Annotated in this window: 28 protein-coding genes; all 28 read left to right on the forward strand. The window is 38.7% G+C overall.

The features are described from left to right. Positions 1–111 precede the first annotated feature (111 nt). The 28 genes from rpoB (at position 112) to secY (ending at position 22,947) form a co-directional block, all read left to right on the forward strand. Entirely contained in the window at positions 112–3,642 is a 3,531-nt protein-coding gene (gene rpoB, locus RAH41_RS19900; RefSeq protein WP_331225026.1) for a DNA-directed RNA polymerase subunit beta, read from the forward strand. A gap of 46 nt (positions 3,643–3,688) precedes the next feature. After that, entirely contained in the window at positions 3,689–7,297 is a 3,609-nt protein-coding gene (gene rpoC / locus RAH41_RS19905) for a DNA-directed RNA polymerase subunit beta' (protein ID WP_331225028.1), read from the forward strand. A gap of 245 nt (positions 7,298–7,542) precedes the next feature. Then, positions 7,543–7,965 carry a 30S ribosomal protein S12 gene (gene rpsL, locus RAH41_RS19910; protein ID WP_056467392.1) on the forward strand — a complete coding sequence of 141 codons (423 nt, stop codon included), beginning with the start codon at positions 7,543–7,545 and terminating at the stop codon, positions 7,963–7,965. A 32-nt stretch (positions 7,966–7,997) separates the two neighbouring features. Next, positions 7,998–8,468: a 30S ribosomal protein S7 gene (rpsG, locus tag RAH41_RS19915; protein WP_088014608.1), complete on the forward strand. Its 471-nt coding sequence runs from the start codon at positions 7,998–8,000 to the stop codon at positions 8,466–8,468. 235 nt (positions 8,469–8,703) lie between these two features. After that, positions 8,704–10,782: an elongation factor G gene (gene fusA, locus RAH41_RS19920; protein ID WP_331225030.1), complete on the forward strand. Its 2,079-nt coding sequence runs from the start codon at positions 8,704–8,706 to the stop codon at positions 10,780–10,782. Between the two features lie 132 nt (positions 10,783–10,914). Next, complete coding sequence (tuf, locus tag RAH41_RS19925; RefSeq protein WP_088014606.1) at positions 10,915–12,102, forward strand: elongation factor Tu; 1,188 nt, start codon at positions 10,915–10,917, stop codon at positions 12,100–12,102. A 336-nt stretch (positions 12,103–12,438) separates the two neighbouring features. Continuing rightward, the gene (gene rpsJ / locus RAH41_RS19930) at positions 12,439–12,747 is read left to right on the forward strand and encodes a 30S ribosomal protein S10 (RefSeq protein ID WP_056467407.1); all 309 of its coding nucleotides are present in this window, start codon (positions 12,439–12,441) and stop codon (positions 12,745–12,747) included. Positions 12,748–12,780: 33 nt separating this feature from the next. Continuing rightward, complete coding sequence (rplC, locus tag RAH41_RS19935) at positions 12,781–13,410, forward strand: 50S ribosomal protein L3 (RefSeq protein WP_056467410.1); 630 nt, start codon at positions 12,781–12,783, stop codon at positions 13,408–13,410. A 27-nt stretch (positions 13,411–13,437) separates the two neighbouring features. Beyond that, positions 13,438–14,061, forward strand: a complete 624-nt coding sequence (gene rplD, locus RAH41_RS19940; protein WP_331225034.1) for a 50S ribosomal protein L4 — start codon at positions 13,438–13,440, stop codon at positions 14,059–14,061. Next, positions 14,061–14,351, forward strand: coding sequence for a 50S ribosomal protein L23 (rplW, locus tag RAH41_RS19945; RefSeq protein ID WP_056467416.1), 291 nt, complete (start codon positions 14,061–14,063; stop codon positions 14,349–14,351). Before rplD ends, rplW begins: the two co-directional genes overlap by 1 nt. 31 nt (positions 14,352–14,382) lie before the next feature. Further along, positions 14,383–15,213 (forward strand): 50S ribosomal protein L2, encoded by an 831-nt coding sequence (gene rplB / locus RAH41_RS19950; RefSeq protein WP_056467419.1) that lies wholly within the window; start codon positions 14,383–14,385, stop codon positions 15,211–15,213. Between the two features lie 57 nt (positions 15,214–15,270). Further along, entirely contained in the window at positions 15,271–15,549 is a 279-nt protein-coding gene (gene rpsS / locus RAH41_RS19955) for a 30S ribosomal protein S19 (RefSeq protein WP_069033610.1), read from the forward strand. A 17-nt stretch (positions 15,550–15,566) separates the two neighbouring features. Continuing rightward, complete coding sequence (rplV, locus tag RAH41_RS19960) at positions 15,567–15,908, forward strand: 50S ribosomal protein L22 (RefSeq protein ID WP_056467425.1); 342 nt, start codon at positions 15,567–15,569, stop codon at positions 15,906–15,908. 3 nt (positions 15,909–15,911) lie between these two features. Continuing rightward, complete coding sequence (gene rpsC / locus RAH41_RS19965; RefSeq protein WP_088014603.1) at positions 15,912–16,571, forward strand: 30S ribosomal protein S3; 660 nt, start codon at positions 15,912–15,914, stop codon at positions 16,569–16,571. A 2-nt stretch (positions 16,572–16,573) separates the two neighbouring features. Continuing rightward, entirely contained in the window at positions 16,574–17,008 is a 435-nt protein-coding gene (gene rplP / locus RAH41_RS19970; protein WP_069033611.1) for a 50S ribosomal protein L16, read from the forward strand. Further along, the gene (rpmC, locus tag RAH41_RS19975; protein ID WP_056467434.1) at positions 16,998–17,198 is read left to right on the forward strand and encodes a 50S ribosomal protein L29; all 201 of its coding nucleotides are present in this window, start codon (positions 16,998–17,000) and stop codon (positions 17,196–17,198) included. The genes rplP and rpmC overlap by 11 nt, the downstream gene beginning before the upstream one ends. A gap of 20 nt (positions 17,199–17,218) precedes the next feature. Continuing rightward, on the forward strand, positions 17,219–17,482 hold the full coding sequence (gene rpsQ, locus RAH41_RS19980; RefSeq protein WP_056467437.1) for a 30S ribosomal protein S17: 264 nt from the start codon (positions 17,219–17,221) through the stop codon (positions 17,480–17,482). 46 nt (positions 17,483–17,528) lie between these two features. Then, complete coding sequence (rplN, locus tag RAH41_RS19985; protein ID WP_088014602.1) at positions 17,529–17,897, forward strand: 50S ribosomal protein L14; 369 nt, start codon at positions 17,529–17,531, stop codon at positions 17,895–17,897. A 56-nt stretch (positions 17,898–17,953) separates the two neighbouring features. Beyond that, positions 17,954–18,265: a 50S ribosomal protein L24 gene (rplX, locus tag RAH41_RS19990; RefSeq protein WP_056467443.1), complete on the forward strand. Its 312-nt coding sequence runs from the start codon at positions 17,954–17,956 to the stop codon at positions 18,263–18,265. A gap of 28 nt (positions 18,266–18,293) precedes the next feature. Continuing rightward, entirely contained in the window at positions 18,294–18,833 is a 540-nt protein-coding gene (rplE, locus tag RAH41_RS19995; RefSeq protein WP_248267601.1) for a 50S ribosomal protein L5, read from the forward strand. 34 nt (positions 18,834–18,867) lie between these two features. Further along, the gene (locus tag RAH41_RS20000; RefSeq protein ID WP_056467450.1) at positions 18,868–19,053 is read left to right on the forward strand and encodes a type Z 30S ribosomal protein S14; all 186 of its coding nucleotides are present in this window, start codon (positions 18,868–18,870) and stop codon (positions 19,051–19,053) included. Positions 19,054–19,086: 33 nt separating this feature from the next. Further along, positions 19,087–19,485, forward strand: coding sequence for a 30S ribosomal protein S8 (gene rpsH / locus RAH41_RS20005; RefSeq protein WP_056467453.1), 399 nt, complete (start codon positions 19,087–19,089; stop codon positions 19,483–19,485). A gap of 30 nt (positions 19,486–19,515) precedes the next feature. Next, positions 19,516–20,052 carry a 50S ribosomal protein L6 gene (gene rplF, locus RAH41_RS20010; protein ID WP_056467456.1) on the forward strand — a complete coding sequence of 179 codons (537 nt, stop codon included), beginning with the start codon at positions 19,516–19,518 and terminating at the stop codon, positions 20,050–20,052. A 33-nt stretch (positions 20,053–20,085) separates the two neighbouring features. Beyond that, entirely contained in the window at positions 20,086–20,448 is a 363-nt protein-coding gene (gene rplR / locus RAH41_RS20015; RefSeq protein ID WP_098848446.1) for a 50S ribosomal protein L18, read from the forward strand. Positions 20,449–20,468: 20 nt separating this feature from the next. Beyond that, entirely contained in the window at positions 20,469–20,969 is a 501-nt protein-coding gene (rpsE, locus tag RAH41_RS20020) for a 30S ribosomal protein S5 (RefSeq protein WP_056467462.1), read from the forward strand. Positions 20,970–20,984: 15 nt separating this feature from the next. After that, positions 20,985–21,167, forward strand: a complete 183-nt coding sequence (gene rpmD, locus RAH41_RS20025) for a 50S ribosomal protein L30 (RefSeq protein ID WP_088070790.1) — start codon at positions 20,985–20,987, stop codon at positions 21,165–21,167. A gap of 30 nt (positions 21,168–21,197) precedes the next feature. Further along, entirely contained in the window at positions 21,198–21,638 is a 441-nt protein-coding gene (gene rplO / locus RAH41_RS20030) for a 50S ribosomal protein L15 (RefSeq protein ID WP_056467467.1), read from the forward strand. A 1-nt stretch (position 21,639) separates the two neighbouring features. Next, on the forward strand, positions 21,640–22,947 hold the full coding sequence (gene secY / locus RAH41_RS20035; protein WP_331225039.1) for a preprotein translocase subunit SecY: 1,308 nt from the start codon (positions 21,640–21,642) through the stop codon (positions 22,945–22,947). Positions 22,948–22,980: the final 33 nt, after the last annotated feature.

The raw sequence follows: 22,980 nt of genomic DNA on the forward strand, positions 1-22,980 counted from the left end.
GTTTTCATTTTGAAACCATTTTATTTTTTGTCTAACAAGTAAGGGGTATTTTTCTGCTTATTTGTTACTATTTTTTTGTTATAAATACTCTTAATTTAAGGGGTGAATATGTTGACAGGTCAACTAGTTCAATATGGACGACACCGCCAACGCAGAAGTTATGCTCGTATCAGTGAAGTTTTAGAGTTACCTAACTTAATTGAAATTCAAACAGCATCTTACCAATGGTTTTTAGATGAAGGTTTGAGAGAAATGTTCCAAGACATTTCACCAATTGAGGATTTCACAGGTAATCTATCATTAGAGTTCATTGATTACAGTTTAGGTGAGCCGAAGTATGTTGTAGAAGAATCGAAAGAGCGTGACGTAAACTACGCTGCTCCACTTCGAGTAAAAGTTCGCCTATTAAATAAGGAAACTGGCGAAGTTAAGGAGCAAGACGTTTTCATGGGGGATTTCCCACTGATGACGGACACAGGCACATTCATTATTAATGGTGCTGAACGTGTAATCGTTTCACAATTAGTACGTTCTCCAAGTGTGTACTATAGTGGAAAGATTGACAAAAATGGTAAAAAAGGTTTTACGGCTACAGTTATTCCGAACCGTGGTGCTTGGTTAGAGTACGAAACGGACGCGAAGGATGTAGTTTATGTACGTATTGACCGTACAAGAAAATTACCTGTAACGGTACTACTACGTTCGCTTGGGTTTGGTACAGACCAAGAGATTCTAGACTTATTAGGCGAAAATGAATACCTACGTAATACTCTTGAAAAAGATAACACAGATAGCACTGAAAAGGCGCTTCTTGAAATCTATGAAAGATTACGTCCAGGTGAACCACCTACAGTAGAAAACGCTAAAAACCTATTAATCACTCGCTTCTTTGATCCGAAGCGTTATGACTTAGCTAGTGTTGGACGCTACAAAATAAATAAAAAATTACACATTAAAAATAGACTGTTTAACCAACGTATTGCAGAAACGCTAGTGGATCCAGAAACTGGTGAAATTATTGTAGAAAAAGGGACAACTCTTGATCGCCGTACGTTAGACCGTATTCTTCCATTCTTAGAAAAGAATATCGGTGAAAAAGTTGCTCACCCTGCTGGTGGCGTATTAGAAGATGAGATTACTTTACAATCTATTAAAATTTACGCTCCTGTAGAAGATGGTGAACAAGTTATTCAAGTTATTGGAAATGCGAATGTAAGCAAAAGTGTGAAAAACATTTCACCTGCGGACATCATCGCTTCAATTTCTTACTTCTTTAACCTGCTACATAACGTAGGTGACACTGACGATATTGACCATTTAGGAAATCGTCGTTTACGTTCAGTTGGTGAATTACTTCAAAACCAATTCCGTATCGGTCTATCTCGTATGGAACGTGTAGTACGTGAACGTATGTCAATTCAAGATACAAATGCAGTTACTCCACAGGCATTAATTAATATTCGCCCTGTAATTGCTTCAATTAAAGAATTCTTTGGTAGTTCACAGCTATCTCAATTCATGGACCAAACGAATCCTCTTGCTGAATTAACTCATAAACGAAGACTATCAGCACTTGGACCAGGTGGTTTAACACGTGAACGTGCAGGATTTGAAGTACGTGACGTTCATTACTCTCACTATGGTCGTATGTGTCCGATTGAAACGCCTGAGGGACCAAACATCGGATTAATTAACTCACTTTCTTCTTATGCAAAAGTAAATCAATTTGGTTTCATTGAAACTCCTTATCGTCGTGTAGACTCTGAAACTGGACGTCTAACTGATAAAATTGATTACTTAACTGCAGATGAAGAGGATCTATACGTTGTAGCCCAAGCGAATGCTCGATTAGGTGAAGATGGTAGTTTCTTAGATGAAGATGTAGTTGCTCGTTTCCGTGGAGACAACACTGTTGTAAAACGTGAGCGTATTGACTACATGGATGTATCTCCAAAACAAGTAGTATCAGCTGCGACAGCGTGTATTCCTTTCTTAGAGAACGATGACTCGAACCGTGCCCTAATGGGAGCGAACATGCAACGTCAAGCAGTACCGTTATTAAACCCTGAATCTCCAATCGTAGGTACAGGTATGGAATACGTTTCAGCAAAAGACTCAGGTGCTGCAGTAATTTGTAAACATCCAGGTATCGTTGAACGTGTTGAAGCGAAAGAAGTTTGGGTACGTCGCTACTTAGAAGTAGATGGACAAAAAGTAAAAGGTGACCTTGATAAATATCGTATGTTAAAATTCGTACGTTCTAACCAAGGTACTTGTTATAACCAACGCCCAATCGTAAGTGTTGGTGACGAAGTAGTAAGAGGCGAAATTCTTGCAGATGGACCTTCAATGGAAAAAGGTGAATTAGCTCTAGGACGTAACGTATTAGTAGCATTCATGACATGGGATGGTTACAACTACGAAGATGCGATCATTATGAGTCGTCGTCTTGTTAAAGAAGATGTATACACTTCAGTTCATATTGAAGAATATGAATCAGAAGCTCGTGATACAAAATTAGGACCTGAAGAAATCACTCGTGATATTCCAAACGTTGGTGAAGATGCACTTAAAAATCTTGATGAGCGTGGAATTATCCGAATTGGTGCGGAAGTAAAAGATGGGGATTTATTAGTTGGTAAAGTAACGCCTAAAGGTGTAACGGAATTAACTGCTGAAGAACGTCTTCTACATGCAATCTTCGGTGAAAAAGCTCGTGAAGTTCGTGATACATCTTTACGTGTTCCACACGGTGGAGGCGGAATTATTCTTGATGTAAAAGTATTCACTCGTGAAAACGGTGATGAATTACCACCAGGAGTAAACCAACTTGTTCGTGTTTATATCGTTCAGAAACGTAAAATCTCTGAAGGGGATAAAATGGCTGGACGACATGGTAATAAAGGGGTTATCTCTCGTATTTTACCAGAAGAAGATATGCCATTCTTACCTGATGGAACGCCAGTTGATATCATGTTAAACCCATTAGGGGTACCTTCTCGTATGAACATCGGTCAAGTATTAGAGCTACACTTAGGTATGGCTGCAAGATATCTTGGCATTCATGTTGCTTCTCCAGTATTTGACGGAGCGCGTGAGGAAGATGTTTGGGGAACAATTGAAGAAGCTGGTATGGCACGTGATGCGAAAACTGTACTTTATGATGGACGTACAGGTGAGCCATTCGATAACCGTGTATCTGTTGGTGTCATGTATATGATTAAACTTGCACACATGGTTGACGATAAGCTACATGCTCGTTCAACAGGACCTTACTCACTTGTTACGCAACAACCACTTGGTGGTAAAGCACAATTTGGTGGACAACGTTTTGGTGAGATGGAGGTTTGGGCACTTGAAGCATACGGTGCTGCTTACACACTACAAGAAATCTTAACAGTTAAATCTGACGACGTTGTTGGACGTGTGAAAACATACGAAGCAATCGTTAAAGGTGAAAATGTACCGGAACCTGGTGTTCCTGAATCATTCAAAGTATTAATTAAAGAATTACAGTCACTTGGTATGGATGTTAAGATGATGTCTGCTACAGACGAAGAAATTGAAATGCGTGATACTGAAGATGATGATGATCAAGCTTCAGAACATTTAGCGATGGATATGGAATACGTAAAAGAATAAGTATTATACAGGGTAAAACCTTAGGACAGAAAGGGAGGTAGGCCCCTTGATAGATGTAAATAATTTCGAGTATATGAAGATCGGACTTGCATCGCCTGACAAAATTCGCTCGTGGTCATACGGGGAAATTAAAAAACCTGAAACAATTAACTACCGTACATTAAAACCTGAAAAAGATGGTCTTTTCTGTGAACGCATTTTCGGTCCTACGAAAGATTGGGAATGTCACTGCGGAAAATATAAACGTGTACGTTATAAAGGTGTAGTTTGTGATCGTTGTGGAGTTGAAGTAACTCGTGCAAAAGTACGTCGTGAGCGTATGGGTCACATTGAATTAGCTGCACCAGTATCACATATTTGGTATTTCAAAGGTATTCCAAGCCGAATGGGACTTGTTTTAGACATGTCCCCTCGTGCTCTGGAAGAAGTAATCTACTTTGCTTCTTACGTAGTAACAGAAGCTGGAGATACTCCTTTAGAAAAGAAACAATTGCTTTCTGAGAAAGAGTTCCGTGCTTATCGTGAGCGTTACGGTCAAACTTTCCAAGCATCTATGGGTGCTGAAGCAATTAAAAAGTTATTAAGCGATATTAATCTTGAAAAAGATGTTGATTCATTAAAAGAAGAGTTAAAAACGGCTCAAGGTCAACGTCGTACAAGAGCAATTAAACGTTTAGAAGTTTTAGAAGCATTCCGTAACTCTGGTAATGAGCCTTCTTGGATGATCTTAGATGTGCTACCAGTAATCCCACCTGAATTACGACCTATGGTTCAATTAGATGGTGGACGTTTTGCAACTTCAGATCTAAACGATTTATATCGTCGTGTAATTAACCGTAACAACCGTTTAAAACGTTTATTAGACCTTGGTGCACCAAGCATCATCGTACAAAACGAAAAACGTATGCTTCAAGAAGCAGTTGATGCGTTAATTGACAATGGTCGCCGTGGCCGTCCAGTTACTGGACCAGGTAACCGTCCATTAAAATCTCTTTCACACATGCTTAAAGGTAAGCAAGGACGTTTCCGTCAAAACTTACTTGGTAAACGTGTTGACTACTCTGGTCGTTCGGTTATCGTTGTAGGACCAAACTTACAAATGTATCAATGTGGATTACCAAAAGAAATGGCAATTGAATTATTCAAGCCATTCGTGATGAAAGAGTTAGTAGAGCGTGGATTAGCACATAACATTAAGTCTGCGAAACGTAAAATTGAGCGTTTACACCCTGAGATTTGGGATGTATTAGAATCAGTTATTCGTGAGCATCCGGTGTTACTAAACCGTGCCCCAACTCTGCACAGACTTGGTATCCAAGCGTTTGAACCTACATTGGTAGAAGGCCGCGCAATCCGTCTACATCCACTTGTATGTACTGCATACAATGCCGATTTTGATGGTGACCAAATGGCTGTTCACGTACCGTTATCAAGTGAAGCACAAGCAGAAGCGCGTATTCTAATGCTTGCAGCACAAAACATCCTGAACCCGAAAGATGGTAAACCAGTAGTTACACCATCTCAAGATATGGTATTAGGTAACTATTACTTAACTCTTGAGCGTGCAGGCGCTGTTGGTGAAGGTATGGTATTTAAAGATATTAATGAAGCGTTAATTGCATACCAAAATGGTTATGTACATTTACACTCTCGTGTTGCTGTTGCAGCAAATTCATTAAATAACGAAACATTTACTGAAGAACAAAATAATTCATTATTAATCACAACGGTTGGTAAGTTAATCTTCAATGAAATCTTACCTACATCGTTCCCATATATTAATGAGCCTACTCAGAGTAACCTTGAGAAGGAAACTCCTCAGATGTATTTTGTAGCTAAAGGTTCGAATATTAAAGAAATTATTGAAAGTAGAGAAGAAATTGCTCCTTTCAAAAAGAAAATACTTGGAAATATCATCGCAGAAGTATTTAAACGTTTCAAAATAACTGAAACGTCAAAAATGCTAGACCGCATGAAAGATCTTGGGTTTAGACACTCTACTAAAGCTGGTATTACAGTTGGTGTATCCGATATCATCGTATTACCTGAGAAACAGTTAATTATTGCTGAAGCTCAAGAAAAAGTAGATAAAGTACTAAAACAATTCCGTCGTGGTTTAATCACAGAAGATGAGCGTTATGATCGTGTAATCGCAATTTGGAGTGATGCGAAGGATGTTATTCAAGGCAAACTGATGGCTTCCCTAAATAAACGTAACCCAATCTTCATGATGAGTGACTCTGGTGCCCGTGGTAACGCATCTAACTTCACTCAGCTTGCAGGTATGCGTGGTCTGATGGCCAACCCGGCTGGTCGTATTATAGAGTTACCAATCAAATCTTCATTCCGTGAAGGTCTAACGGTACTTGAATACTTCATCTCTACACACGGTGCGCGTAAAGGTCTTGCCGATACAGCACTAAAAACAGCCGATTCAGGTTACTTAACTCGTCGTCTAGTTGACGTTGCACAAGATGTAATCGTTCGTCAAGATGATTGTGGTACTGACCGTGGATTACATGTTAAAGCAATTAAAGAGGGTAACGAAATTATTGAAGGATTATACGATCGTTTAGTTGGTCGTCACTTACGTTCAACTATACGCCACCCAGAAACAGGTGTATTACTTGCTCAAGAGAACGATTTAATTACAGAAGACTTAGCGCGTGAAATTATCGATGCTGGTATTGAAGAAGTTAATATCCGTTCTGCGTTCACATGTAATACGAACCATGGAGTATGTAAAAAATGTTATGGCCGTAACTTAGCTACAGGTGCTGAGGTTGAAGTTGGTGAGGCAGTAGGTATTATCGCTGCACAATCAATCGGTGAACCAGGTACTCAGTTAACGATGCGTACATTCCATACAGGTGGGGTAGCAGGAGACGATATTACTCAAGGTTTACCTCGTATTCAAGAGCTATTTGAAGCGCGTAATCCTAAAGGTCAAGCTGTTATTTCTGAAATTGATGGTATTATTTCAATTTCTACTGACGCTAAAGATAAACAAGAAATTATTGTTCAAGGCTCAGTTGAATCTAGAAACTACCCAGTTCCTTATGGCGCTAGACTTAAAGTTCAAGAAGGTGAATCAATTGAACGTGGTCAAGTAATGACGGAAGGTTCAATCGATCCTAAAGAACTTCTAAAAGTAAAGGGTACAAATGCTGTTCAAGAATACTTACTACGTGAAGTACAAAAAGTATACCGTATGCAAGGGGTAGAAATTGGTGACAAACACGTAGAGGTAATGGTTCGTCAAATGCTGAAGAAAGTTCGTGTAATGGATGCAGGTGAGACTGATTTATTACCTGGTACATTATTAGAACTTCACCAATTTACTGAAGCAAATAAAGAAGCTTTATTTGCAGGTAAACAACCAGCTACTGCACGCCCATTATTACTAGGTATTACAAAAGCATCATTAGAAACAGACTCATTCCTTTCTGCCGCATCATTCCAAGAAACAACGCGTGTATTAACAGACGCTGCGATTAAAGGAAAACGTGATGAGTTGCTAGGATTGAAAGAGAATGTTATTATAGGTAAGTTGGTTCCAGCTGGTACTGGTATGAATAGATACCGTAAAGTAGATCTTGTTAAAGATTTAAATGAATCAGTTGAAATGAACGAAGAAGTATTAGTTGAAAAATAAACTTAAAATATTTTAAAACTTGAGTTGACATCATTTGATGAAAAATGATATTATATTCAAGGTTGCTCCTAGACAATAGCACTGCTAATCTAAGCAGGTTAGATCCGGGGCTAATTTAGGAATATACAGTTAAAACTGTTTTTGTGAGAAGGAAGGTTTCTTCCTTCTTGCAAAAACTTTGTTTTCAACTTATTATGAACCACCTGGATGTGTGGTCTTATAAATATTTGAAGGGAGGAAAACTCATGCCTACTATTAACCAGTTAGTGCGTAATGGACGTACTTCTAAAGTATGGAAATCAAAATCACCAGCATTAAATAAAGGTTTCAACTCATTAAAGAAAAAATCAACTGATTTATCAGCTCCACAAAAACGTGGTGTTTGTACTCGTGTTGGTACAATGACTCCAAAGAAACCAAACTCAGCTTTACGTAAATATGCTCGTGTGCGTTTAACTAACCAAATCGAGGTAACTGCTTATATCCCAGGTATCGGACACAACTTACAAGAGCACAGTGTTGTTCTTATCCGTGGTGGACGTGTAAAAGACTTACCGGGGGTACGTTACCATATCGTTCGTGGTGCGTTAGATACTGCAGGTGTTGACAAGCGTATGCAAGGTCGTTCTAAATACGGAACTAAGAGACCAAAAGCAGCTAAGAAGTAATAGATAAGATTTAGTCGAAAGGAGGAAATCACATGCCACGTAAAGGTCCTGTTGCAAAAAGAGATGTATTGCCAGATCCAATTTACAATTCAAAATTAGTTTCTCGTTTAATCAACAAAATGATGATTGACGGTAAGAGAGGAAAATCTCAAGCTATCTTATACGGAGCTTTTGAATTAATCCAAGAACGTTCTGGTAAAGAACCAATGGAAGTATTCGAAGCAGCTCTTAAAAATATCATGCCAGTTCTAGAAGTTAGAGCTCGTCGTGTTGGTGGTTCTAACTACCAAGTACCAGTTGAGGTACGTCCAGAGCGTCGTACTACTCTAGGTCTTCGTTGGTTAGTAAACTATGCTCGTCTTCGTGGAGAAAAAACGATGGAAGAGCGTTTAGCTAATGAAATTCTTGATGCAGCTAACAACTCAGGTGCTGCAGTTAAGAAACGTGAAGATACTCACAAAATGGCAGAAGCGAACAAAGCGTTTGCTCACTACCGTTGGTAAGATTAAAAGCAATTTAGTTATTTCTGCACATAATGAATGTTGGTTAAGTCGTTCACCTATTTATAATTTAGCTTGCTAGATTAAATAGGTGAACGTCGGATTACATAACTTAGGATGACACAAAGGTTCCTTAATTGTAGTGCTTGCTTAACTTAATAACATGAAGTATGTATAGGAATAACTTTTTCTTGTACTAAAAAATCCTAACTAATACTGGAAGGGAGAAAGAACCCTGATGACAAGAGAGTTCTCCTTAAATAACACTCGTAATATCGGGATCATGGCTCACATTGATGCTGGTAAAACAACAACAACTGAGCGTATCCTTTATTACACAGGTCGTATTCACAAAATTGGTGAAACTCATGAAGGAGCTTCACAAATGGACTGGATGGAGCAAGAGCAAGAGCGTGGTATCACTATCACATCTGCTGCTACAACAGCTCAGTGGAATAACCACCGTGTAAATATCATTGATACTCCAGGTCACGTAGACTTCACTGTAGAAGTTGAACGTTCTCTACGTGTACTTGATGGCGCAGTAGCAGTACTTGATGCACAATCAGGTGTTGAGCCTCAAACTGAAACAGTTTGGCGTCAAGCAACTACTTACGGAGTTCCACGTGTAGTATTCGTTAACAAAATGGATAAAATCGGCGCGGATTTCTTATACTCTGTAGGTACATTACATGACCGTTTACAAGCTAACGCTCACCCAATCCAATTAGCGATGGGTGCTGAAGATAACTTCTGGGGTATTGTTGACTTAGTTGAAATGAAAGCTATTAAGTACAATAATGACTTAGGAACTGACATTGAAACAATCGAAATTCCAGAAGAATATAAAGAACTAGCTGATGAGTACCGTGGTCGTTTAATCGAAGCGGTAGCTGAGTTAGATGAAGAATTAATGATGAAATACCTTGAAGGTGAAGAAATCACAATTCCTGAATTAAAAGCTGCTATTCGTACAGCTACATGTTCAGTACAATTCTACCCAGTAGTATGTGGTTCTGCTTTCAAAAACAAAGGTGTTCAATTAATGCTTGATGCAGTAATTGATTACTTACCATCTCCATTAGATGTACCAGCAATTAAAGGAACATTACCTGATACTGATGAAGAGAAAGTTGTTCCATCAAGTGATGAAGAGCCTTTCGCAGCATTAGCATTCAAAATCATGACTGATCCTTATGTTGGTAAATTAACGTTCTTCCGAGTATACTCAGGTACGTTAGAATCTGGTTCATACGTTCAAAACTCTACAAAAGGTAAGCGTGAGCGTGTAGGACGTATCCTACAAATGCATGCTAACTCTCGTCAAGAGATTTCGAAAGTATACGCTGGAGATATCGCAGCAGCTGTAGGTCTTAAAGATACTACAACTGGTGATACTTTATGTGATGAAAAGAATCTAGTAATTCTTGAGTCTATGGAATTCCCTGAACCAGTTATCTCAATTGCTATTGAGCCAAAATCTAAAGCTGACCAAGATAAAATGGGTCAAGCATTAGTAAAATTAACTGAAGAAGATCCAACATTCCGTGCACACACTGACCAAGAAACTGGTCAAGTAATCATCGCTGGTATGGGTGAACTTCACCTTGATATCATCGTTGACCGTATGCGTCGTGAATTCAAAGTAGAAGCAAACGTTGGTGCTCCTCAAGTAGCATACCGTGAAACTTTCCGTTCTTCTGCACAAGTAGAAGGTAAATTCGTTCGTCAATCAGGTGGACGTGGACAATTCGGACACGTTTGGATTGAATTCTCACCAAACGAAGAAGGAAAAGGCTTCGAATTTGAAAACGCAATCGTTGGTGGTGTTGTTCCTCGTGAATACATCCCGGCTGTAGCTGCAGGTCTTGAAGATTCACTTAAAAATGGTGTATTAGCTGGTTTCCCACTAATCGACATTAAAGCGAAATTATTCGATGGATCATACCATGATGTTGACTCAAACGAGATGGCGTTTAAAGTAGCTGCTTCATTAGCTCTTAAAAACGCTGTTAAGAAATGTAACCCAGTTCTACTTGAACCATTAATGAAAGTAGAAGTTGTTATCCCTGAAGAATATTTAGGAGATATCATGGGTGATGTTACTTCTCGTCGTGGACGCGTTGAAGGTATGGAAGCACGTGGTAACGCTCAAGTTGTTCGTGCTATGGTACCACTTTCAGAAATGTTTGGATATGCAACTTCATTACGTTCTAACACACAAGGTCGTGGAACGTTCTCAATGGTATTTGACCACTATGAAGATGTACCAAAATCAATTTCTGAAGAAATTATCAAAAAATATAAAGGTGAGTAATTGATTATTTAGTTCTCATCATGTATAACTATTTATGTTAGATGTTAGCTATAAGGGGTACAAGTTACCCTTTATGGCATAATCATATAAACTAAAAAATAATTTTTTTACATTATAAGGAGGATTTTTAGAATGGCTAAAGCTAAATTCGAACGTTCTAAACCACACGTTAACATTGGTACAATCGGACACGTTGACCATGGTAAAACTACATTAACTGCTGCTATTACAACTGTATTAGCTAAAGTAGGTGGAGCTGAAGCTCGCGCTTACGATCAAATCGATGGTGCACCAGAAGAAAGAGAGCGTGGTATCACAATCTCTACTGCACACGTTGAGTACGAAACAGAAACTCGTCACTATGCACACGTTGACTGCCCAGGTCACGCTGACTATGTTAAAAACATGATCACTGGTGCTGCTCAAATGGACGGCGGTATCTTAGTAGTATCTGCTGCTGATGGTCCAATGCCTCAAACACGTGAGCACATCCTTTTATCTCGTCAAGTAGGTGTACCTTACATCGTAGTATTCATGAACAAATGTGACATGGTTGACGACGAAGAGTTACTTGAATTAGTTGAAATGGAAATCCGTGATCTATTATCAGAATACGAATTCCCTGGCGATGACATTCCAGTAATCAAAGGTTCTGCTCTTAAAGCTCTTGAAGGAGATGCTGAGTGGGAAGCTAAAATTCATGAATTAATGGCTGAAGTTGATTCTTACATTCCAACACCAGCTCGTGAAACTGACAAGCCTTTCTTAATGCCAGTTGAGGATGTATTCTCAATCACTGGTCGTGGAACAGTTGCTACTGGTCGTGTTGAGCGTGGTATCGTTAAAGTTGGTGACGTAGTAGAAATCATCGGTCTTGTTGAAGAACCAAAATCAACTACTGTAACAGGTGTTGAAATGTTCCGTAAACTTCTTGACCAAGCAGAAGCTGGAGATAACATCGGTGCACTTCTTCGTGGGGTTGCTCGTGACGATATCCAACGTGGTCAAGTTTTAGCTAAACCAGGTTCAGTTAAACAACACACTAAGTTCAAAGCTGAAGTTTACGTTTTATCTAAAGAAGAAGGTGGACGTCACACTCCATTCTTCGCTAACTACCGTCCACAATTCTATTTCCGTACAACTGACGTAACTGGAATCATCCAATTACCAGAAGGCGTTGAAATGGTTATGCCTGGCGACAACATCGAAATGACTGTTGAGTTAATCAACGCAATCGCTGTTGAAGAAGGAACTAAGTTCTCTATCCGTGAGGGTGGACGTACTGTAGGCGCTGGCGTAGTTGCTACAATCGTTGAATAATTAAACTTAAAAGCTTAGAAGATTTATTCTTCTAAGCTTTTTTTATAAGTAAATTGGAAATATTTAAAATATGCATTAAAACCGATTCTTGCTTGATTTTAATAATTGAAGATAATATAATAACTAAGTACTGAAGACGACGAGAACATTATTTATCTAAACTTATAACAAATGCTTGCAATAGCATTATTTTTTATGTATAATAGATGATGTTGGTCTTTGACTGCGTAGAAGTGGAAGGTTGCTGATACACCCGGCCGCTTTGCCATGGCGAGTGTAAGGAAATTTCCATGGAGTATGTCTATTATTTAAATAGGCGAAAAAGGAGGGAAAATTATGGCAAAAGAAAAAATTCGTATTCGTTTAAAAGCTTATGATCACCGTATTTTAGATCAATCTGCAGAGAAAATCGTTGAAACAGCGAAACGTTCAGGTGCTTCTGTATCTGGTCCGATTCCGTTACCAACTGAGAAATCAGTTTACACGATCCTTCGTGCGGTTCATAAATACAAAGATTCTCGTGAGCAATTCGAAATGCGCACTCACAAACGTTTAATCGATATCGTGAATCCAACTCCACAAACAGTTGATTCATTAATGAGACTAGATTTACCATCTGGCGTTGATATTGAAATCAAACTTTAATAACATTATATATAAATTCAGGAGGTGTGACTTATGACTAAAGGAATCTTAGGGAAAAAGATCGGTATGACACAAGTATTTGCTGAAAACGGCGAGTTAATTCCAGTAACTGTAATCGAAGCTACTCCAAACGTGGTTTTACAAAAGAAAACTACTGAAACTGATGGTTACGAAGCTATCCAAATCGGTTTCGCTGACAAACGTGAAAAATTAGCTAACAAACCAGAAAAAGGACACTCTGCTAAAGCAAACACTGCACCTAAGCGCTTCGTTCGTGAACTTCGCAACGCTGACGTATCAGCTTATGAAGTTGGTCAAGAAGTCAAAGTAGATATTTTTGCAAATGGTGACATCGTTGATGTAACTGGAACTTCAAAAGGTAAAGGATTCCAAGGTAGCATCAAGCGCCACGGACAATCTCGTGGACCAATGTCTCACGGTTCTCGTTACCACCGTCGTCCAGGTTCAATGGGTCCTGTTGCTCCGAACCGTGTATTCAAAAACAAAGCTTTACCTGGTCAAATGGGTGGAGAAAAAGTAACAGTACAAAACCTACAAATCGTTAAAGTTGACGTTGAACGTAACTTACTTTTAGTAAAAGGTAATGTACCAGGTTCTAAAAAATCTTACGTAACAATCCGTACTGCGGTTAAATCTAAATAATTAATTTAGAAGAAAGGAGGAAATAAAATGCCTAAAGTTACTATGTTTAATCAAACAGGCGCTCAAGTAGGAGAAATCGAATTAGCAGATGCTGTATTCGGAATCGCTCCAAACGAACATGCTTTATTTGATGCTGTAATGATGCAACGTGCATCTTTACGTCAAGGTACTCACAAAGTTAAAACACGTTCTGAAGTACGTGGTGGTGGTCGTAAACCATGGAGACAAAAAGGAACTGGACGTGCTCGTCAAGGTTCAATCCGTTCTCCACAATGGCGTGGTGGTGGTATCGTATTCGGTCCAACTCCAAGATCATACTCTTATAAATTACCTAAAAAGGTACGTCGCTTAGCGATTAAATCTGCTTTATCTACTAAAGTATTAGAACAAAACATGTTAGTTCTTGAAGATTTAGCGTTAAACGCACCAAAAACAAAAGATATGGTTACTGTATTAACTGGCTTATCAGTTGCTAAGAAAGTTTTAATCGTAACAGCTGACCTAAATGAAAACGTAGCTTTATCTGCTCGCAATATTCCTGGAATCACAGTTATTGCAGCAAATGAAGTAAACGTAATCGACGTTTTACATCATGATACATTAATCATGACTAAAGCTGCGGTGGAAAAAGTAGAGGAGGTGCTTGCGTAATGAAGGATCCTCGTGATATTATCAAACGCCCAGTTATCACTGAAGCTTCTATGGAAGCAATCGCTGAAAAAAAATACACTTTTGAAGTTGATGTAAGAGCTAATAAAACTGAAGTTAAAGATGCTGTTGAAGCAATCTTCGGTGTTAAAGTAGAAAAAGTTAACGTAATGAACTACAAAGGTAAGTTTAAACGTATGGGTAAACATGCTGGTTACACAAACCGTCGTAGAAAAGCAATCGTTAAATTAACTGCTGATAGCCAAGAAATTACATTATTCGAAGGCGTTTAATATTAACTACTAGAAAAGGAGGGAAATTACGATGGGAATCAAAAAGTATAAACCAACCACTAACGGTCGCCGTGGTATGACTACTAATGATTTTGCTGAGATCACTACTGACAAGCCAGAAAAATCATTATTAGCACCACTTAGCAAAAAAGCTGGCCGTAATAACCAAGGTAAAATTACTGTTCGTCACCAAGGTGGTGGACACAAACGTCAATACCGTATCATCGATTTCAAACGAGATAAAGATGGTATACCAGGACGCGTTGCTACAATCGAGTACGATCCAAACCGTTCTGCAAACATTGCGTTAATTAACTACGCTGATGGAGAAAAACGTTACATCCTTGCTCCTAAAAACTTAGTAGTAGGAATGGAAATCGTTTCAGGTCCTGAAGCAGATATTAAAGTAGGTAACGCTTTACCACTTGTAAACATTCCAGTAGGTACTACAATCCACAACATCGAGTTAAAACCAGGTCGTGGAGGACAATTAGTACGTTCAGCTGGTACTTCTGCTCAAGTATTAGGTAAAGAAGATCGTTATGTACTAGTTCGTTTAAACTCTGGTGAAGTACGTATGATTTTAGCAACTTGCCGCGCGACAGTAGGTCAAGTTGGTAACGAACATCACGAACTTATTAACATCGGTAAAGCAGGTCGTTCTCGTTGGATGGGTAAACGCCCAACTGTACGTGGATCTGTAATGAACCCAGTTGATCACCCACACGGTGGTGGTGAAGGACGCTCTCCAATCGGACGTAAATCACCAATGTCTCCATGGGGTAAACCAACTCTTGGTTACAAAACTCGTAAGAAAAACAAAGCGTCTGACAAGTTTATCGTTCGTCGTCGTAAAAAATAACGCGATTGTGCTACGGTTCACTAGAACCGTAGGTCAATCACGAAGGGAGGTACCACAATGGGACGCAGCCTAAAAAAAGGTCCATTTATTGATGATCACTTATTAGCTAAAGTTGAGAAATTAAACGAAACTGACTCTAAACAAGTTGTTAAAACTTGGTCACGTCGTTCGACAATTTTCCCACAATTTATCGGACATACTATTGCAGTATACGATGGTCGTAAACACGTACCTGTATATGTATCGGAAGATATGGTAGGTCACAAACTTGGTGAATTTGCTCCAACTCGTACTTATAAAGGTCACGATGCGGATGACAAGAAAACTAGAAGATAATGAGAGGAGGCACTCCAATGCAAGCTAAAGCTGTACTGAGAACAGTTCGTATCGCTCCTCGTAAAGTTCGTCTAGTAGTCGATTTAATCCGAGGTAAACAAGTTGGCGAAGCGATCGCAATCCTTCGACACACACCAAAAACTGCTTCTCCTGTTGTAGAAAAATTATTAAAATCTGCTATTGCTAACGCAGAGCATAACTATGATATGGATGTTAATAACTTATACATCGAAAAAGTATTCGTTGATGAAGGTGCTACTTTAAAACGTTTCCGCCCTCGTGCACAAGGACGTGCTAGCGCAATCAACAAACGCACAAGCCACATTACAATCGTGGTATCAGAGAAGAAGGAGGGATAATCGATGGGACAAAAGGTAAATCCAGTCGGACTTCGTGTTGGTATTATTAAAGATTGGGAATCTAAATGGTACGCTGAAAAAGATTACGCTGATCTTTTACATGAAGACATCAAAATTCGTGAGTACATCAGCACTCGTTTAAAAGATTCTGCTGTTTCTAAAGTAGAAATCGAAAGAGCTGCTAACCGTGTAAACATTACAGTTCACACTGCAAAACCAGGTATGGTAATCGGTAAAGGTGGTTCGGAAGTTGAAGCTCTTCGTAAAGCTTTAAACAACCTTACTGGCAAACGTGTTCATATCAACATCATTGAAATTAAAAGAGCAGATCTTGATGCTAAATTAGTAGCTGAAAACATCGCTCGTCAATTAGAAAACCGTGTTTCTTTCCGTCGTGCTCAAAAGCAAGTACTTCAACGTGCTATGCGTGCTGGTGCACTTGGTATTAAAACACAAGTTTCTGGTCGTCTTGGCGGAGCAGATATTGCTCGTGCAGAATCATATAGTGAAGGTACAGTGCCACTTCATACATTACGTGCAGATATCGATTATGCAACTGCAGAAGCAGATACAACATACGGTAAACTAGGAGTAAAAGTATGGATTTACAAAGGTGAAGTTCTTCCTACAAAAAAGAAAGCTTCTGAGGAAGGAGGAAATTAATTATGTTAATGCCTAAACGTGTTAAATATAGAAGAGAGCATCGTGGAAAAATGCGCGGACGTGCCAAAGGTGGTACTGAAGTAGCATTCGGTGAATTCGGTTTACAATCTACTGAAGCTTCTTGGATTACTAACCGTCAAATTGAAGCAGCGCGTCGTGCTATGACTCGTTACATGAAACGTGGCGGTAAAGTATGGATTAAAATCTTCCCTTCTAAGCCTTACACAGCTAAACCTCTTGAGGTTCGTATGGGTAGCGGTAAAGGTGCTCCAGAAGGTTGGGTAGCAGTCGTTAAACCAGGAAAAATTATGTTCGAAATCGCTGGTGTATCTGAAGAAGTAGCTCGTGAAGCACTACGCTTAGCAGCTCACAAATTACCAGTTAAATGTAAGTTTGTAAAACGTGAAGACAATGGTGGTGATTCTAATGAAAACTAATGAGATTCGCGATCTTACCACTGCTGAAATTGAATTAAAAGTGAAATCTCTTAAAGAAGAGTTATTCAACCTTCGTTTCCAATTAGCTACAGGACAATTAGAGAACACTGCTCGTATCCGCGAGGTTCGTAAAGCAATTGCTCGTATGAAAACTGTAGTTCGTGAAAGAGAAATTAACTCTAATAATTAATAAGAGGGGAGGTTTGCACAGTGAGCGAACGTAACCAACGTAAAGTTTACACAGGACGTGTAGTTTCTGATAAGATGGATAAGACAATTACTGTTGTAGTTGAAACTTATAAAACACATAAACTATACGGTAAACGCGTTAAATATTCTAAGAAATATAAAGCGCACGATGAGCTAAACACTGCAAAAGTTGGCGATATCGTAAAAATCATGGAGACTCGTCCATTATCAGCTACAAAACGTTTCCGTTTAGTTGAAATCGTAGAAGAAGCTGTTATTATCTAATAGATGATCGGATATCATTCTTAATCCGAAAGGAGGTCAATTTGACATGATCCAACAAGAAACTCGTTTAAAAGTTGCTGACAATTCAGGTGCACGTGAATTACTTACTATTAAAGTATTAGGTGGTTCTGGCCGTAAAACTGCTAACATCGGTGATATCATCGTATGTTCAGTAAAACAAGCAACACCAGGTGGCGTTGTTAAAAAAGGTGATGTAGTTAAAGCTGTTATCGTTCGTACGAAACGCGGTGTTCGTCGTCCAGACGGTACTTACATCAAATTTGATGAAAACGCAGCTGTTATCATTAAAGATGATAAGAGCCCACGTGGTACTCGTATTTTCGGACCAGTTGCACGTGAATTACGTGATAGCAACTTCATGAAAATCGTATCATTAGCTCCAGAAGTACTTTAATTAATGTACTTTAATAAATACTTCAGAAAGCCTTATTAAGGAGGTGCACGAAGAAGATGCATGTAAAAAAAGGTGATAAAGTTCAAGTTATCTCTGGTAAAGACAAAGGAAAACAAGGTGTTATCCTTGCTGCTTTTCCAAAGAATAACCGCGTACTAGTTGAAGGTGTTAACATCATTAAAAAACACTCAAAACCTACTCAAGCTAACCCACAAGGTGGCATCATCGAGAAAGAAGCACCAATCCATGTTTCTAATGTTATGGCATTAGATCCAAAAACTGGAGTACCTACACGCGTAGGTTACCAATTAGTGGATGGTAAAAAAGTACGTATTGCAAAAAAATCAGGCGAATTACTTGATAAATAATAGAAATTTATGAAAGGAGGTCAACTGAATGAACCGCCTAGTCGAGAAATATCAAAATGAAATCACTCCTGCTCTAATGAGCAAGTTTAACTATAAATCAGTTATGCAAGTGCCAAAAATTGAAAAGATCGTCATCAACATGGGTGTTGGTGAGGCTGTTTCAAATTCAAAAGCATTAGATACTGCTGTTGAGGAATTAACTTTAATCGCAGGTCAAAAACCTGTTGTAACTAGAGCTAAGAAATCAATCGCTCAATTCCGTCTTCGTGAAGGAATGCCTATCGGTGCAAAAGTTACATTACGCGGTGAGCGTATGTATGAATTCTTTGAGAAATTAGTTTCTGTAACATTACCTCGTGTACGTGACTTCCGTGGAATCTCTAAAAAAGCATTCGATGGCCGTGGAAACTACACTTTAGGTGTTAAAGAGCAATTAATCTTCCCAGAGATCGATTATGATAAAGTAAACAAAGTACGTGGTATGGACATCGTTATTGTAACTACTGCAAATACTGATGAAGAAGCTCGTGAAATGCTAACATTATTCGGAATGCCTTTTCAAAAATAATGAAAGCCAGCGCTAAAGAAGAGGAGGCGAAAACGTGGCTAAAAAATCAATGATTGCGAAACAAAAACGTGCTCAGAAATTTAAAGTACAAGAGTATACACGTTGCGAACGTTGCGGACGTCCACACTCAGTATTACGTAAATTTAAACTTTGCCGTATTTGTTTCCGTGAACTTGCTTATAAAGGACAAATCCCTGGCGTTAAAAAAGCTAGTTGGTAATTCTATAGATATTAGGAAGGAGGTTATCTGAACATGGTCATGACAGATCCTATTGCAGATATGCTTACTCGCATTCGTAATGCGAACATGGTACGTCACGAGAAATTAGAATTCCCAGGTTCTAACCTAAAGAAAGAGGTTGCTGAAATTCTAAAACGTGAAGGTTTCATCCGTGACGTTGAGTACATTGAAGATGATAAACAAGGTATCATCCGTATTTTCTTAAAATATGGTGTGAACAACGAACGTGTTATCACTGGATTAAAAAGAATTTCTAAGCCTGGCTTACGTGTATACGCGAAAGCTGACGAAGTACCTCGCGTACTTAACGGTTTAGGTGTTGCTATTGTTTCAACATCTAAAGGTGTAATGACAGATAAAGAAGCTCGTCAAGCAAAAACTGGTGGCGAAATCTTAGCATACGTTTGGTAATATAACACAGAGAGAATGGAGGTGTAGTGAATGTCTCGTGTTGGTAAAAAAGAACTTGTAATTCCTGCTGGAGTTACTCTTACTAATAACAACAATACTATTACAGTAAAAGGACCTAAAGGTGAGTTAACTCGTACTTTTAGCCCTGATATGACAATCGAAGTTAACGAGAACGTATTAACAGTTGCACGTCCAACTGATAACAAAGAGCACCGTGCTCTTCATGGTACAACTCGTGCTATCTTAGGTAACATGGTTGAAGGTGTAACTAATGGTTATACTCGTAACCTTGAATTAGTTGGGGTAGGTTACCGTGCTACTAAAACTGGTGACAAACTTGTTTTAGCTGTTGGTTATTCTCACCCAGTTGAGATCACTCCTGAAAATGGTGTTGAAATCGAAGTACCTTCAAATACTAAAATCAGTATTAAAGGTATCGACAAAGAACGTGTAGGCGCTCTTGCTGCTTACATCCGTCAAGTACGTCCACCAGAGCCTTACAAAGGTAAAGGTATTCGTTACGAAGGCGAAATGGTTCGTCGTAAAGAAGGTAAAACTGCGAAGTAATCTATAACTAGATAAGAGAAAGGAGTGACCAAGATGATCTTTAAGGCTGATAAAAATGCAGTACGTAAAAAAAGACATGCTCGTGTTCGTACTAAATTATCTGGTACTCAAGAACGTCCACGTTTAAACGTTTATCGTTCAAACAACCATATCTATGCTCAAATCATTGATGATGTTAATGGTGTAACATTAGCAAGTGCATCAACTTTAGATAAAGAATTAACTTTAAATGGTACTGGTAATATCGAAGCAGCAACATTAGTTGGTAGCTTAGTTGCAAAACGTGCTACTGAAAAAGGTGTTACTGAAGTTGTATTCGACCGCGGTGGTTACTTATATCATGGTCGCGTAAAAGCTTTAGCTGAAGCTGCTCGTGAAGCTGGTTTACAATTTTAATAAAAGAAGGAGGGACATACATGCGTCGCATTGATCCTAATAAATTAGAGCTTGAAGAACGCTTAGTTACGATCAACCGTGTTGCTAAAGTTGTAAAAGGTGGTCGTCGTTTCCGCTTTGCAGCATTAGTAGTTGTTGGTGACAAAAACGGTCATGTAGGTTTTGGTACTGGTAAAGCTCAAGAAGTACCTGATGCTATTCGTAAAGCTGTTGAAGATGCTAAGAAAAATCTAATTAATGTACCAATCGTTGGAACTACAATTCCTCACGTAATTACTGGTCGTTTTGGAGCTGGTGAAGTATTCTTAAAACCTGCTTCTGAAGGTACTGGAGTTATCGCTGGAGGTCCTGTTCGTGCGGTATTAGAACTTGCTGGAGTACATGATATTTTATCTAAATCTCTTGGTTCTAACACACCAGTAAACATTGTACGTGCTACTATCGAAGGTTTAAGTAACTTAAAACGTGCGGATGAAGTTGCTAAATTACGTGGTAAATCTGTAGAAGAATTACTAGGTTAATAAGGAGGGATAACGATGGCTAAACAGTTAGAAATTACCCTTACTCGCAGTGTAATTGGTCGTAAACAAGATCAAATCGCAACAGTTCGTGCTTTAGGTATTACTAAAACAAATCAAACTGTTGTTAAAGAAGATAACGCTGCAATGCGTGGGATGATTAACAAAGTTTCTCACCTTGTATCTGTAAAAGAAATTTAATTGAACATGAATAAGTAAGGAGGTGCCCTAATGAAACTTCATGAATTAAAACCTACAGAAGGTTCTCGTAAAGTATCTAAACGTATCGGTCGTGGTATTGGTTCAGGTACTGGTAAAACTGCAGGTAAAGGTCATAAAGGACAAAACGCTCGTTCAGGTGGCGGCGTTCGTCTTGGATTTGAAGGTGGTCAAACTCCTTTATTCCGTCGTTTACCAAAACGTGGTTTCACTAACATCAACCGTAAAGATTACGCAATCGTTAATGTTGAAACGTTAAATCGCTTCGAAAACGGAACTGAAGTAACTCCTGAGTTACTGATCGAAACTGGTATTGTTCGTAAAGAATTAGCTGGTATTAAGATTTTAGGTAAAGGTAAGTTAGAAGTTAAACTTACTGTTAAAGCTCACAAGTTCTCATCTTCTGCGGTAGAGGCAATCGAAGCAGCTGGTGGAAATGCTGAGGTGATCTAAAATGTTCCGGACAATCTCCAACTTTATGCGCATTGCAGATATTAGAAAAAAAATATTCTTTACGTTACTAATGTTAATTGTATTTCGTATTGGAACGTTTATACCTGTTCCAAACGTCAACGCCGATGTATTAGCATCTCAAGATAGTGCAACTAGTATTTTCGGAGTGCTAAATACATTTGGTGGAGGAGCTCTTAAACAGTTCTCGATTTTTGCAATGGGTATAATGCCTTACATTACTGCTTCAATCATTATTCAGTTACTTCAAATGGACGTTGTTCCGAAGTTAACTGAATGGTCGAAGCAAGGTGAGATTGGTCGACGTAAATTGACTCAACTGACTAGATACATCACAATTATTCTAGGTTTTGTAGAAGCAATTGGATTATCAATCAGTATGAACAATGTTACTGGCGGAATGTTAATTGAAAATCCAGGTTGGTCAACCTATATTTATATAGCAATTGTACTAACAGCTGGAACATCTTTCTTATTGTGGTTAGGTGAGCAGATTACTGCTAAAGGTGTAGGGAACGGTATATCAGTTATCATCTTTGGCGGTATAGTTGCTGCTATACCTAATACACTTCACCAAGTCTATCAGCAACAATTTCAAGGTGCTGGAGATGCGCTATTCATGAACATCGTAAAAGTTGGCATAGTGTTTTTAGTTTTACTATTAGTAATCGTAGCTGTAATATACATCCAACAAGCTAATCGTAAAATTCCAATTCAATATGCTAAACGTAACAATGGAAATAATAGCTATGTCGGAGGACAATCTACTCACTTGCCATTAAAAGTAAATGGCGCTGGGGTTATTCCGGTAATCTTCGCTGTTTCATTTTTAATTACTCCTTCAACAATTGCATCGTTCTTACCAAGTAACAATGTAACTGAATGGATTAAAACGCATTTTACGTATAATAATCCATGGGGAATGGCATTTTATTTAATCTTGATCATTGCTTTCACATATTTTTATACTTTTGTTCAGGCTAATCCAGAGCAAATGGCTGAAAATCTTCAGAAGCAAGGTGGCTACATCCCGGGTATTCGCCCAGGTAAGAGTACTCAAGAATATATCATTAAAGTCTTATATCGTTTAACTTTCGTAGGAGCTATTTTCTTAGCTGTCATCGCTTTATTACCAATCGTTTTTGGTAAAATTGCGAACTTACCACCTTCAGCTCAAATTGGAGGAACAAGTTTACTAATCGTAGTCGGAGTTGCGCTAGAAACAATGAAACAATTAGAAAGTCAGCTTGTTAAGAGAAACTACAAAGGCTTTATTAAAGAACGAGCATAGGGAAATGCTTTATTCCCTATTGCTCACCTAATT

The organism is Gottfriedia acidiceleris (genome assembly GCF_036421055.1).
In the GTDB taxonomy this organism is placed as follows: domain Bacteria; phylum Bacillota; class Bacilli; order Bacillales; family Bacillaceae_G; genus Gottfriedia; species Gottfriedia acidiceleris_C.